General features: G+C 60.8%; 11 protein-coding genes and 1 pseudogene. 9 read left to right on the top strand and 3 right to left on the bottom strand.

The features are described from left to right. Positions 1-139, bottom strand: a pseudogene (locus C4334_RS03625) (IS1 family transposase); the annotation flags it as partial. 646 nt (positions 140-785) lie between these two features. Here C4334_RS03625 and hisZ point away from each other — a divergent pair. The 6 genes from hisZ (at position 786) to C4334_RS03595 (ending at position 7,286) form a co-directional block, all read left to right on the top strand. Further along, on the top strand, positions 786-1,967 hold the full coding sequence (hisZ, locus tag C4334_RS03620) for an ATP phosphoribosyltransferase regulatory subunit (protein ID WP_352430720.1): 1,182 nt from the start codon (positions 786-788) through the stop codon (positions 1,965-1,967). Between the two features lie 9 nt (positions 1,968-1,976). After that, the gene (hisG, locus tag C4334_RS03615) at positions 1,977-2,699 is read left to right on the top strand and encodes an ATP phosphoribosyltransferase (RefSeq protein ID WP_352430719.1); all 723 of its coding nucleotides are present in this window, start codon (positions 1,977-1,979) and stop codon (positions 2,697-2,699) included. Next, entirely contained in the window at positions 2,696-5,125 is a 2,430-nt protein-coding gene (hisD, locus tag C4334_RS03610) for a histidinol dehydrogenase (protein ID WP_352430718.1), read from the top strand. The genes hisG and hisD overlap by 4 nt, the downstream gene beginning before the upstream one ends. Further along, entirely contained in the window at positions 5,122-5,724 is a 603-nt protein-coding gene (gene hisB / locus C4334_RS03605; protein WP_352430717.1) for an imidazoleglycerol-phosphate dehydratase HisB, read from the top strand. Before hisD ends, hisB begins: the two co-directional genes overlap by 4 nt. A gap of 27 nt (positions 5,725-5,751) precedes the next feature. After that, complete coding sequence (hisH, locus tag C4334_RS03600) at positions 5,752-6,369, top strand: imidazole glycerol phosphate synthase subunit HisH (protein WP_352430716.1); 618 nt, start codon at positions 5,752-5,754, stop codon at positions 6,367-6,369. 107 nt (positions 6,370-6,476) lie between these two features. Beyond that, positions 6,477-7,286 carry a hypothetical protein gene (locus C4334_RS03595; RefSeq protein WP_352430715.1) on the top strand — a complete coding sequence of 270 codons (810 nt, stop codon included), beginning with the start codon at positions 6,477-6,479 and terminating at the stop codon, positions 7,284-7,286. Positions 7,287-7,830: 544 nt separating this feature from the next. On the opposite strand, the gene C4334_RS03590 is transcribed toward C4334_RS03595, so the two are convergent. Beyond that, positions 7,831-8,436: a UbiX family flavin prenyltransferase gene (locus tag C4334_RS03590; RefSeq protein ID WP_352430714.1), complete on the bottom strand. Its 606-nt coding sequence runs from the start codon at positions 8,434-8,436 to the stop codon at positions 7,831-7,833. Between the two features lie 110 nt (positions 8,437-8,546). Between C4334_RS03590 and larB the strand changes: the two genes are divergently transcribed. Further along, positions 8,547-9,302, top strand: coding sequence for a nickel pincer cofactor biosynthesis protein LarB (gene larB, locus C4334_RS03585; protein WP_352430713.1), 756 nt, complete (start codon positions 8,547-8,549; stop codon positions 9,300-9,302). 58 nt (positions 9,303-9,360) lie between these two features. Here larB and C4334_RS03580 read toward each other — a convergent pair whose 3' ends face one another. Further along, complete coding sequence (locus C4334_RS03580; RefSeq protein ID WP_352430712.1) at positions 9,361-11,103, bottom strand: proline--tRNA ligase; 1,743 nt, start codon at positions 11,101-11,103, stop codon at positions 9,361-9,363. Positions 11,104-11,263: 160 nt separating this feature from the next. On the opposite strand from C4334_RS03580, the gene rpiB reads away from it, so the two are divergent. Beyond that, entirely contained in the window at positions 11,264-11,716 is a 453-nt protein-coding gene (rpiB, locus tag C4334_RS03575) for a ribose 5-phosphate isomerase B (RefSeq protein ID WP_352430711.1), read from the top strand. Positions 11,717-11,760: 44 nt separating this feature from the next. Continuing rightward, positions 11,761-13,065, top strand: coding sequence for a serine hydroxymethyltransferase (gene glyA / locus C4334_RS03570; protein WP_352430710.1), 1,305 nt, complete (start codon positions 11,761-11,763; stop codon positions 13,063-13,065). Positions 13,066-13,073: the final 8 nt, after the last annotated feature.

Here is a 13,073-nt window from a genome sequence, read left to right as displayed (position 1 = left end):
CGGTCTTGGGCCAGCCAGAGCCACTGTCGGTGGTTCTTGTTACCGACAAAAGACCACAACTCGTCGCACTCGATGACTAGAGCCCCTTTTTTTCTGGCACCCGAACCCCTTTGGGGACTTCCTGATATTTCCGATTGACCAAGCTTGAGCCCGCCGCAAGCCCATGGGCTTCTAGCCCAAGGGGATAAGGCGGGCTTGTCCTGAGGCTTTAGCCCTCTGAGGTTGCTTTTGTCGTGAGTGTCACATACAATAACGTGCTGTGTCGGGCCGGACGGGTCCGTCAGGCGCTCACCATTCCCGTTGGGGAAAGCGTTGCCTGAGAAGCCGCCGGGCTTTCAGCCCGTGCGGAGCGTCACATTGAGCTTCCAGTCGGTTAAAAATCACTCGCTAGATCATGAGCGCAGACTTCTCTATCCGCCATCTGCATCATTACCACCGAAACGGCAAAACTTCGGCGGCGTGAGGGTTGTGCGCTTAAGTTTCGAGTGAAGATTTGAGTCAAGACGAGCCCGCTGCCGCCGATCGAGCAGCGGGCTTTTCGTTTGCTCATCGCTTGTTCATGACACTTGAGATAGTGGGGGCGAAGGATCAGAGGAAGGCGCGTCAATGTTCGGTGCGCAGAGGTTGGTTGAGGAGTTTGTATCTGATGAGGAAGCGCGGCGAGCAAATCGTTCACGAGCAGGCAAGATGGCACCCGTAACTCGGCGGTGAACGAAGAAGACGATCGGCTCATCTGGCGCTCGTCCGTCGTTCCAAAAAGGTCGTGCTTGGCGGTGAACGTAAAGATGATCGAACCTTTATCGAAAATCCCGACCGGAATGAAATACTACTTCGGCGCACAAGCTCGCTTGCGGCGGTGGGTCGAAGATACGGCGATGGAGGTCTTCCGCGGTTGGTCTTACGAAGAGATCACGACTCCTAGCGTTGACTACTACGCCCTGTTCGAGCGCGGCATGGGTACTACCGAAGCAGAACGCGCTTTTCGCTTCACTGATGCCGACGGTCGGTTGCTGGCGCTGCGACCGGACGTCACTTCGGGCGTGGCACGGGCGGCGGCGACGCTCTTTGCCGAACGCACGAGGCCGTTGCGCTTCTGTTATGCCGCTGCGGTCTTCCATCAGCGCTCGCGTTCGCACGCAGAATGGCGGCGAGAGACGACGCAGATCGGCTGCGAGCTGATCGGCACCGGTGGAATCGTCGCCGACATGGAAATCCTATTGATTGCGGCGGAGGTGTTGCGCCGTCTGGGTCTCGATGGTCAGTACCGCATTACGCTGAACAACGCTGAGATATTCAATGGCGTCGCCGAGAAACTGAACCTCGATGTGTCGGCGCGCGAGCAGTTCCGCCAGTTGATCGATGCGCGCAACGCCTCAGAACTCGAATCATTTCTCGCTTCGTACGCATCGGCGAAAGAGAGCGCTGCTTTCGCACAATTGACCCGCCTTGCTGGCAAAAGCGAGATGTTCGAGCGCGCGCGCGCCGTGATAAGCAACCAGCGTTCACGCCGTGCGCTGGCCCAATTGGAAGAATTGTGGCGGACGGTCGAAGCGCTCGGCATGGCGGAACATTTTGAGATCGATCTCGGCGACGTTTCGGAACTCGATTATTACACGGGACTCATCTTCCGCATCTACCTGCGCGGGGCTGGAGCGCGCGTCGGGAGCGGTGGACGATACGATGGTCTGACGGCAAACTTCGGGCGCGACGAGCCGGCCATCGGCTTCGTCTTCGATCTCGATGCGTTGACTGAAGTGATCTGGCGAAAGGGGAATGGGGCGAACGCGGAGGGCCAAGCCACTCCTGTTTTCGACCAAGACCCGACGGCGCTCTTTCGCAAAGCTCTTCGTGCCAGAGAATCCGGCGCGCAGATCGTGGTCGAAGAAATGATGACGTCGAGCGGGCACATGGCGTGTGAAGCTGAACTTAAGCGGTTGAATTTCGGTGAGGAGTCGAACGAGGGGTGACCCAAGAAGATGCAAGGATCGAAGAGAACTTGCGGCGACGGGCGTGATGGGAAGATGAGCGACGGACAAGCAAAAAGCAGAGCGGCCATTGCTGAACCGGCGTTGACCATCGCCATCGCCAAAGGGCGCATGCAGGATGAAGCGCGGCGACTTTTGACGCGCGCCGGCCTCGAACTGGATGAGGCAGCTAACGGTTCGCGGCGCTTAGCCGTAGAGGATCGGTGCGGTCGCTATCGCTTCGTCTTCATCAAACCGGCTGACGTGCCCGTTTACGTCGAACACGGCATCGCTGACTGCGGCATCGTCGGGCGCGACGTCTTAATCGAAGCAGAAGCCGACGTATTACAGCCGCTCGATCTCGGCATCGGTCGGTGTCGCATCGTGGTTGCTGCCAGCAGACCCGAAGATGTCGTGCGCAACCTCGGCATGTTGCGCGTGGCGACGAAATATCCGCGCATTGCGGCGACGCACTTCGGGCGGCGGGGCATCCCCGTAGAGATCATCGAGCTTGCCGGATCGGTGGAACTTGCGCCGGTGCTCGGATTGAGCGACTGCATTGTGGACCTAGTCGAAACGGGGCGCACTCTTGCCGAGAACGGTTTGCAAGTTGTCGAGGTGATCGCCGAATCAACGGGGCGATTGGTCGTCAATCGCGCCAGCTATCAACTCAAAGCCGAAGCGGTGTCCGCGCTGATCGCGGCGCTCGGTCGCGCCATGGAGCCGAAAGGATGATCGAAACGATTGGGAAGAACGAGACGGAGAAGCGAAGAGCGAAGTTGAAGAGAATCGCTGGACGCAACGTCGCGCTCGACGATGCGTTGGTTGAGACCGTGGCGAGGATCGTCGCCGACGTGCGCGAGCGCGGCGATCGGGCCTTGCTCGAACTGACGGAACGTTTCGACGGCGTGCGTTTGGCGCCCGATGGTTTGCGCGCGTGCCCCGAAGAACTGCGCGAGGCCGCTTCGCGTGTCGATCCCGCAGTGATTTCAGCGATGCGCGAAGCCATTCGGCGAATACGCGTTTTCCACGAACGGCAACGCGAGCGATCTTGGCAGATGATGAAGGACGGCGTGCGATTGGGCCAGCGCGTGCGTCCCATTGAACGCGCTGGCCTCTACGTGCCGGGTGGAACAGCCGGTTATCCCTCATCGGTTTTGATGAACGTCATCCCGGCGCAGGTCGCTGGCGTTGAGCGAATCGTGGTCGCCACGCCGCCGCACACGCTCGCCGAAAATCCGGCGGTCGCCGCTGCGTTGATCGAACTCAACGTTGAAGAGGTCTATAAAGTGGGCGGCGCGCAAGCCATCGCCGCGCTCGCCTATGGGACCGAGAGCGTGCCGCGCGTGGATAAGATCACGGGGCCGGGCAATAAGTACGTTGCGGCGGCGAAGAAGCACGTCTTCGGTGCGGTCGGGATCGATTCGATCGCCGGTCCGAGCGAGGTGGTCATCATCGCCGACGAAACAGCCGACGCTGCTTGGGTGGCTGCCGATCTGCTCGCACAGGCCGAGCACGACGAGGAGGCAGCCGTCGTTCTCATCACGACGCATGAATCGTTGGCGACGGCGGTGACCGGCGAGTTGGCGCGCCAATGCGCGACTTTGCCGCGTCGCGCAGTCGCCGAAGCGGCGCTTGAGCGTTATGGCGCGATCATTTTAGTCAATGATCTGGATGAAGCCTGTGCCGTGGCGAGCGAGCTGGCCCCGGAGCATCTGGAGATAATCGCGCGCGAGGCCGAAGCGTTGGCCGCCAAGATCAAACATGCTGGCGCGATCTTCTTGGGCGCTTACACGCCCGAAGTCGTCGGCGACTATTTCGCGGGTCCAAACCACGTTTTGCCCACAGGCGGTTCGGCGCGTTTTTCGTCCGCGCTCGGCGTCTATGATTTCTTGCGCCGGACCAGTTTGCTTCGGTATTCGGCAGAGGAGCTGCATCGGACGGCGCAGCTGATCGTCGCTTTTGCGCGCGCCGAAGGATTGGAAGCGCACGCGCGTTCGGCTCTCGCTCGATTGGACCAGCGAGGCGCAGCGCCTGCGGCAGTGGAAGCGCCTTCCGACCCCAAACTGTGCGCCGCTTTGGATGCGGTCAAATCGAGCGTACGCGAGCTTCGCGCTTACACGCTGCGTCCGGAGCGCGCGCCGATCAAGGTCAACCAGAACGAGAACCCGTTCGATGCCCCGGAAAGGATCAAACGCGAAGCGTTGAAAAGGTTTCAGGCGCGCGCTTGGTCGCGCTATCCCGATTTCGTGCCGACCGAATTGCGAGGCAAACTGGCGGAGTTCGTCGGGTGGGGCGAAGATGGCATCGTTATCGGCAACGGTTCGAACGAGCTGATCCAAGCGACGTTGCTGGTGACGGTCGGACCGGGGCGACGCGTGCTCTTGGCCGAGCCGACTTTTGCCCTTTACCGACAGATCGCTACGGTGCTCGAAAGCGAAGTTGTGAGCGTGCCGCTCGCTGCTGACTTGACGTTTGACATATCGGCCATGCTCGACGCGGTTGAACGGGAAGACCCGGATGTGACGATCATCTGCTCGCCCAATAACCCGACGGGCTGTGCCATGAGCGAACACGACGCGCGTCAGTTGCTCGCGCGCACGCGAGGACTCGTCATCATCGACGAAGCCTATTTCGAGTTCGCCGAGCAGACGCTCGCTCCGCTCGCGCGCGAATATCCCAACCTCGTGGTCTTTCGCACATTCTCGAAGGCGATGGCGATGGCAGCATGGCGGGTCGGCTACGCGCTGGCTGTGCCAGAGCTAGCGCGCGAGATCAGCAAGGCCGTGTTGCCGTATAACCTGAACGCTTTTTCGCAGGTCGCGGCAGAAGTGGCGCTCGAGATGTACGACGCGGAGCTTCGCCCGCTGGCCCAGCAGATCGTGCAGCAGCGCGCTCGTCTTTTCGAAGCGCTGCGCGGCATCAAAGGACTACGCCCCGTGCCATCGCGGGCGAACTTCCTCCTCGTCGAATCGGAGATCGAGCCGCGTCGCGTTTACAATGAGCTGTTACAGCGCGGCATACTCATTCGTGATGTGAGCAACTATCCGATGCTGGCGCGTTCTTTTCGCATCAGTGTTGGCACGCCCGAAGAGAACGAACGTCTGGTCGTTGCGTTGGGCGAGATCTTCGCGCAGGGCGAGAAGGAGATCGAAAGATGAACGAACAACGGCAACCTCGTTCCGCCACGGTCACGCGGCAGACGCGCGAAACGGATGTGCGTATCGCGCTCGTGCTCGACGGCACGGGGCGCGCGAAGGCCTCAACCGGCATCGGGTTCTTCGATCACATGCTTGAGCTTTTCGCGCGGCACGCCCTATTCGATCTCGAAGTCGAGTGTCGTGGCGACTTGCACGTTGATGACCACCATTCCGTGGAAGATGTCGGCATCGTGCTCGGTCAAGCTGTCGCCCAGGCGTTGGGCGACAAAAGAGGCATCGCGCGCTACGGCGAAGCGACCGTGCCAATGGATGAAGCGCTCTGCCGTGCTGTGGTTGATCTTTCGGGCCGAGCCTATTTCATCTATCGCGTGCGAGTGCGGCGCCAGACGATCGGAAACTTTTCGGTCGAGATGGGCGAACACTTTTGGCGTTCCTTTGCACACGAAGCGCGTTGCAATCTGCATATCGATCTGTTGCGCGGTCGCAACGCGCATCACGCTTTGGAAGCCTGCTTCAAAGCAGCGGCCCGAGCCCTTCGTCAGGCCGTCGAACTGGATCCGCGCGTGCAAGGCGTGCTGAGCACTAAAGGCGTGCTGTAGAAGCGCGTTTCTTCAATGAGGAAGGCGATGTCCATAGAGGTAGCGATCATCGATTACGGCGTCGGAAATTTGCGTTCGGTGGAAAAGGCTTTCCTCGCCGCCGGCTGTCGAGCGCAGACGAGCGCCGAGCTGGAAGTTTTGCGCGCGGCGGAAAAGTTGGTCCTGCCCGGCGTCGGGGCTTTCGGCGCGTGCATGCGGGCTTTGCGCGAACGCGGGTTCGATCATTTAGTGCGCGAGCGCGTCGCACGCGGCACGCCGCTTCTCGGCGTCTGCGTTGGCATGCAGTTGCTCTTCGAATCTTCCGAAGAGTTCGGGCCAGTCGAAGGTCTCTCATTGCTGCGTGGGCAGGTGCGGCGCTTCGATGGGACTTTGCGTGTTCCGCAGGTCGGATGGAACCAAGTCCACCAACGCCAGCGGCACCCGCTTTTTGCCGACATCGAAGACGGCGCGTTCTTCTATTTCGTCCATTCCTATTACTGCGACGCGACGGACGAAACTGATATCATTGGCGAGACGGAGTACGGCGCGCGCTACGCTTCGGTAGTCGCGCGTGGGAACATCTACGGCGTGCAGTTTCACCCGGAGAAGAGCCAACAAACGGGCTTGAAGCTGCTTCGCAACTTCGCGCGCATCGCAAGCGCCTGAAGGGGCGTTGGCGAGCGGGGCGCTCCCCGAAATCGAGCGTCTATCAAGCAAACGAAGAGCTGTGCCGCGGCATCTCAAGTGGCGATGCGAGGGCAGGCATAGAGGCTATGGTCAAACGGGTCTGGCACCTTCTTTTCGTGGCGGTGTTCGGCGCGGCGACGGCGTTTGCGCAACAGGATAGGCTGCGCAGCGTGGAGAAGCCGCCGAACATCGAAGCGATCATCCGCGCCTTTGCCGCCAAAGAGACGGAGTTCAGGCGGGCGCTCAACCAATACAGCTTCAAGCGCGATGCAGTGATCCAGACCATCGGCATGGGGGGACAGATCACGGGCGAATACCATCGCGTTTCGCAATTCGTCTTCGACGATCAGGGGAATCGCTATGAGAAGATCATCTTCTTCCCCGTCCCGACGTTGACGGAGATCAGCGTTACGCCCGAGGACTTGGAGGACCTCGGCGGGATTCAGCCTTTTGCGCTGGAAGCCTCCAAGATCGACAAGTACGACATCAGGTATGTGGGCAAAGAGAGGATCGACGAGATAGACACTTACGTTTTCGACGTCGCTCCCAAGGTCGTGCCCGATCCGAAGAAGTCCAAAGAACGCTTTTTCCAAGGGCGCATTTGGGTTGACGATCGCGATCTGCAGATCGTCAAGGCGCGCGGCAAAGGCGTGCCCGAAGGGAAGCAACGCTTCCCGCTCTTCGAAACTTACCGCGAGAACATCGACGGGCGCTACTGGTTCCCGACCTACACCTACGCCGATGATGAGCTGGTCTTCGATAGCGGGCAGACGGTGCACGTGCGCATGCGCGTGAAGTATTCCGACTTCGAGAGGTTCAGGAGCAAAGTCCGCATCATCGAAGAAGACGAACCGGCGCCGAAAGAGGAACCGAAACCGAAGACTCCGAAACCCTGATCGCTGAAAAGATGCGAGTCTTTCGGCGAGGAGAAGATCACGCTCGAAGCGGGGGCCGCCTTCTGAAAAGGGGCGGCCCTTCAATTTGAGAGGCGCGAATCGGCGGAGGCGCTCGTCAACGTCGAAACGATTCGGCGCTTCGCGCCCTTCAATTTGGGTTATGGAAATCGTCGAAGGCGATCGTCGGAAAGCAAGAAACGCGACGGGACGGCCCCGCAATTTTGAGCTGCGGCCGACCACATGAGCATCGCGTTGCTTTCGATACCGCGACAGCGCGCCCCCCTGCTGGGAATGGGTTTAAGCCAGCATGAGCGGCCTGCTGTTTCTGTTAGCGATCCAGTCGGCGCTGGACCTTGAGCCGCTCTGGCGACATACGGATTCCGCGCCGGTCCTGTCGGAGACTTGACCGCTGACGGGCACGGCGGATCGCTGCGCGTTGAGAGTCGCGGCGCTGACGCGGCTCGCCGTCGCCATCGATTCGGCGAGAAATTACCGCCTTTTCGGCTGAGCGGCGTTAGATTCTGCGGCGCGGCACGAGCGCAGTTCATTCGCCTCCGCCCCACCTCGTTCGTGCGCTATGAGGGATGCCGAACTGATCGAGCAAGCGATGGACCAAGTGATCGACCAAGTCTTCGATCGTTTGTGGGCGGTGGTAGAAAGCCGGACTTGCCGGAACGATGCGCGCCCCGGCGCGTGCGAGCTTCAACATGTTCTCCAAATGAATGGCGTTGTAAGGCGCTTCGCGCGGGACGAGGATCAGCGTGCGTCCCTCTTTGAGCGTCACGTCTGCTGCGCGATGAATTAGGTTGGTTCCAGCGCCAGAAGCGATGGCCCCGAGCGTTCCCATCGAACACGGGACGATGATCATACCTGCTTGCGGATGCGAGCCGGAAGATGGTGGTGCAGCCAGATTGTCCAATCGGTGAAGCTGAACGAGGCGCGAATCGGTCGGCAGGTCGAGCCACCGGTTGATCTTGCGTCCGTCGGCATCGCGCAAGTCAGTGCCGAGTTCGACGCGGATCACGGTGATCGCCGTGTTGGAAAGGATCAGGTTGATCTTTTCAACGACGCCGCTGGAGATCAGATGAAGCAGCGTGCGGTGTCCGTAGATTGCGCCCGACGCGCCTGTGATCGCGACCGTGAGTTCCATGCGTGAAGTTTCCGATGCGCGCCCGCTGCCTGTCAAAGGCAAGCGCACCTTCTTTCGCCCGTTCGACAAAGGCGCGCGCCGCGAGATCGGTGTTAAAATCCCTCGCAGCCATGAGGAGAGAAGAGATCGAAAAGATCCTCGAAAGACACCGACGCGGAGAATTGACGGCTGCCGAGGCCGCGCGGTTGATCGAAGAGTGGCAGTACGAGGATATCGGCCATGCGCGCGTGGATCACGCGCGCGCAGTGCGACAGGGATTCCCGGAAGTGGTGCTTGGCATCGGCAAAACGCGCCAGCAGATCGTCGAGATCGTCGAACGATTGGTCCGGCGTGCGCCTAACGTGCTCGTTACGCGCACCGATAGCGCGACCTTCGGAGAAGTGCGCAACGTTTGCACCGAAGCTGAGTGGCACGAAGCGGCGCGCATGATACGCATCTGGCGCGACCGCACGGATCGTGGGCAAGGGACGATCGCCGTCATCACGGCGGGCACGAGCGACATCCCGGTAGCCGAAGAGGCAGCGTTGACCGCGGAAGCGATGGGCAACCGCGTCGAACGGATCTGGGATGTGGGCGTTGCCGGGGTTCACCGTGTGTTGGCCGAACGCGAGAAGTTGCGCCGCGCGCGCGCCATCATCGTCGTGGCGGGCATGGAAGGCGCTTTGCCCTCAGTGGTCGGCGGGCTCGTGGGCGTGCCGGTGATCGCTGTGCCGACGAGCGTCGGGTACGGCGCATCGCTTGGCGGAGTCGCTGCGCTTCTCGGGATGCTTAATTCGTGCGCGTCCAACGTCACGGTGGTGAACATCGACAACGGCTTCGGCGCTGGATTTGTCGCCAGCCTCATCAACCGGCGATGGGACTCATGATCGGCGCATCTTTATTCGAAATAATCACGTGCTGCCCCGGCAATCGGCGATGAAGAGATCATGATCCGCGCAGAGCGCGCAATTTGCCGATCGCTTCCTCAAGCGGCACGGTGTGCGCCTGTTTGCTTCGGCGCTCGAAGATCTCGATGCTGCCCTCAGCGATCTTCTTGCCGACCGTGATGCGATAGGGAACGCCGATCAGATCGGCGTCCTTGAATTTCACGCCAGCGCGTTCATCGCGGTCGTCGAGCAGCACATCGAATCCAGCCCCTTGCAACTCTTCGTAGAGCTTTTCGCCCGCGCGGCGTAGCGGCTCCTCTTTGATGTTGGTGATCGTGACGATCACATCGAAAGGCGCGATCGCCTTGGGCCAGATGATGCCATCCGCATCATGGTGCAGTTCAATCGCCGCCGCCATCACGCGCTCGACGCCGATGCCGTAACTGCCCATGACGATGGGGACCTCTTTGCCTTCCGGGGTGAGCACGGTTGCGCCCATCGAGGCCGAGTACTTGGTGCCGAGTTTGAAGATGTGTCCCACCTCAAGCGCTTTGAAGACTTCGAGCGTGCCGCCATCGCAGCGTGGGCAGCCTTCGCCCGAATTGACGGTGCGCAGATCGGCCCACAGGTCAACCGGGATGTCGCGCTCGATGTCCACGCCGCGCAAGTGAAAATCGTCGCGGTTCGCTCCAGTGGTCATGTTGCGTCGTCCGCGCAAAGCCAGATCGGCGACGATGCGCAAGCTCTTGCCGCGTTCGCGCGCGATCTCTTTGGCGCGCACGCCGCCGAGGCTCCCAGCGCTTGCGCCCAAAAGTTCGCGTATCTCATCCGGATGAGCCGGACGGATTGCCGCACCGCCAAGCGCATCTGAGAGTTTCGTTTCGTGCAACTGGTGGTCGCCGCGCAACAGCGCGAGCACGGGACGCGGCTCGCCTTCGGCGCTCGCCACATAAACGAGCGTTTTGATCTGCCGGTCAGCAGGCGCGCCGCCGGGAAAGGTCGTCAGGTCCTCAATGGTTCGCACGCCGGGCGTTGGGAACTCCTCGGGCGCGGCTGGGCCGACGTCATCCTGCGCGGGCGCGATGCGCGAAGTCGCCTTTTCCAGATTGGCTGCATAGCCGCAGGACTCGCAGACGGCGATCATATCCTCGCCAGCATCGGTGCGGACCATGAACTCGCTCGATTCCGAACCGCCCATCGCACCCGACGACGCTTCGACGATGGTGTAGGTCAAACCGCAACGGTCGAAGATGCGACAATAGGCTTCGCGGTGCAGTTCGTAAGCGCGGTCCAGTCCTTGGCGATCCACGTCGAAAGAATAGGAGTCTTTCATGATGAACTGCCGGACGCGCAACAACCCGGACTTCGGACGCGGTTCATCGCGGAACTTGGTTTGAATCTGGTACCAGATTTGCGGCAGTTGACGGTAGGAGCGGAGTTCGTCGCGCGCGATCGCCGTGAAGACCTCTTCGTGCGTCATGCCGAGGCAAAGGTCGGCTCCCTTGCGATCGCGCAGGCGAAACATGTTGTCGCCCATCGCCGTCCAGCGGCCCGATTCTTCCCATATCTCGCGCGGATTAAGGGCCGGCAGCAGGAACTCTTGCCCGCCAATGCGATTCATTTCTTCGCGGATGATCGTCATGATCTTCTGCATGACGCGGTAGGCGAGCGGCAGATAAGAGTAGATGCCTGCGGCCAACTGGCGCACCATCCCGGCGCGCAGAAGGAGTTTGTGCGAGACGACCTCGGCCTCTGCCGGGTCTTCGCGCAGTGTCGGAACGAAGTAGTGTGACCAACGCATTTCGATCGCTCTCGTTCGTATTGGAAAATGACCGCTCATTTTCGCTCAAGATCAGGTGCGTTAGCAATCCGTCGCATGGTCTCGCATTGCTTCGCGTCAACGGCTGATGTACCATTTGAGCTTCAGCGGTCGGCGATTCTTTGCCATCAGGGGACCACCGATGAAGATCGCGCTGGCGAGCGATCATGCTGGTTTCAAGACGAAAGAGGAACTGAAGCCTTTGCTCGACGAACTCGGAATCGTCTACGAAGATGTCGGAACCCATTGCGCGGAGACGGTTGATTACCCGGATTTTGCGCATCGCGCAGCGCTGTTGGTCGCGCGCGGCGAGTGCGCGCAAGCGCTGCTAATTTGCGGTTCGGGAACGGGAATGGCGATTGCCGCCAACAAAGTGCCGGGCATCAGGGCAGCTGTCGCTTGGAACGAACAGACGGCGCGCTTAGCGCGCGCGCACAACGACGCCAACGTGCTGGCGATCGGCGCGCGCACCACCGCTTCGGATGAGATCGTGCGGATCGTGCGCGCATGGTTTGCCGCTCAATTCGAGGGTGGGCGCCACGCGCGACGCATCCAGAAGATTCACCAGCTCGAAGCCCTGCGGGCTGCTTCTTGAGTGAGAAACGCCGTTCAGACGGCCCGACTACTGGAGAAATGACCATGAACTGGAGAAACGCTCCTCTTGCCGAGGTTGATCCGCTCATCAGCCGGGCGATCGACGATGAAGTGCGACGACAGGCCGAAGGGCTGGAGTTGATCGCATCGGAGAACTTTGTCAGCGAAGCCGTGCTCGAGGCGATGGGGTCGGTCTTCACGAATAAATATGCCGAAGGCTACCCGGGGAAACGTTACTACGGTGGTTGCGAGTTCGTCGATGTGGTCGAGCAAGCAGCGATCGATCGCGCCAAGGCGCTTTTCGGGGCCGACCACGCCAACGTCCAACCACACAGCGGCGCGCAGGCGAATATGGCCGTCTATCTGGCGGCGCTTAACTACGGCGACACGGTGCTCGGAATGAACCTTTCACATGGCGGCCACTTGACGCACGGTCACCCATTAAACTTCTCGGGCATCAGCTACAAGATCGTCGAGTACGGCGTTTCGCGCGAAACCGAGCAGATCGATTACGACGAATTGCAGCGCCTTGCCGAAGAACACCGTCCGAAACTGATCATCTGCGGCGCTTCGGCCTACCCGCGCACCATAGATTTTGCGCGCATCGGCGAAATCGCGCGGGCGGTCGGCGCGCGCTTGCTGGCCGACATCGCACACATCGCTGGACTGGTCGCTGCCGGGCTGCACCCGTCGCCGGTCGCGCACGCGGATTACGTCACGACGACGACGCACAAAACGTTGCGCGGTCCGCGCGGCGGCTTGATTCTATGTCGCGCCGAGCACGCCAAAGAGATCGACAAAAAGCTCTTCCCCGGCGTGCAGGGCGGGCCGCTCGTGCACATTATCGCCGCCAAAGCGGTCGCTTTTGGCGAGGCATTGCGCGACGATTTCAAAGAGTACCAGCGACAGATCGTCCGCAACGCCAAAGCGTTGGCTGACGAGCTTCAAGCGTGCGGCTTCAGACTCGTCTCTGGCGGCACCGACAACCACTTGATCCTCGTCGATGTCTTCATGAATGGTCGCGGGATCACGGGCAAAGCGGCGGAAAAAGCGCTCGAAGCAGCCGGCATCACGGTCAACAAAAACACCATCCCATTCGACGCCAACTCGCCCTTTGTCGCCTCCGGCATCAGATTGGGCACGCCAGCCGTAACCACGCGCGGCATGGGTGAAGAAGAGATGCGCGCGGTGGCGCGCTTGATCGCTGAAGTTTTGCACGAGCCGGAATCGGAAGAAGTTCGGCGGCGCGTGCGCGAGAAGGTGCGCGAACTAACGGCACGCTTTCCGCTCTACCCGAGACGCCTGCGTCGGCAGCGCGCGCTTGAAGCGGAAGCGATGAGCATGGATTGAAGGCGAGG

It is taken from the genome of Pyrinomonas sp., from assembly GCF_040289685.1.
Lineage (GTDB): Bacteria > Acidobacteriota > Blastocatellia > Pyrinomonadales > Pyrinomonadaceae > Pyrinomonas.
Note: the sequence above shows the minus strand (reverse complement) of the source record. Positions and strands in the feature narration are given on the sequence as shown.

Bases quoted from the DNA above. Each gene is read 5' to 3' on its own strand.
- hisZ (WP_352430720.1), top strand. From the start codon at position 786: ATGATCGAACCTTTATCGAAAATCCCGACCGGAATGAAATACTACTTC.
- hisG (WP_352430719.1), top strand. From the start codon at position 1,977: ATGCAAGGATCGAAGAGAACTTGCGGCGACGGGCGTGATGGGAAGATG.
- hisD (WP_352430718.1), top strand. From the start codon at position 2,696: ATGATCGAAACGATTGGGAAGAACGAGACGGAGAAGCGAAGAGCGAAG.
- hisB (WP_352430717.1), top strand. From the start codon at position 5,122: ATGAACGAACAACGGCAACCTCGTTCCGCCACGGTCACGCGGCAGACG.
- hisH (WP_352430716.1), top strand. From the start codon at position 5,752: ATGTCCATAGAGGTAGCGATCATCGATTACGGCGTCGGAAATTTGCGT.
- C4334_RS03595 (WP_352430715.1), top strand. From the start codon at position 6,477: ATGGTCAAACGGGTCTGGCACCTTCTTTTCGTGGCGGTGTTCGGCGCG.
- C4334_RS03590 (WP_352430714.1), bottom strand. From the start codon at position 8,436: ATGGAACTCACGGTCGCGATCACAGGCGCGTCGGGCGCAATCTACGGA.
- larB (WP_352430713.1), top strand. From the start codon at position 8,547: ATGAGGAGAGAAGAGATCGAAAAGATCCTCGAAAGACACCGACGCGGA.
- C4334_RS03580 (WP_352430712.1), bottom strand. From the start codon at position 11,103: ATGCGTTGGTCACACTACTTCGTTCCGACACTGCGCGAAGACCCGGCA.
- rpiB (WP_352430711.1), top strand. From the start codon at position 11,264: ATGAAGATCGCGCTGGCGAGCGATCATGCTGGTTTCAAGACGAAAGAG.
- glyA (WP_352430710.1), top strand. From the start codon at position 11,761: ATGAACTGGAGAAACGCTCCTCTTGCCGAGGTTGATCCGCTCATCAGC.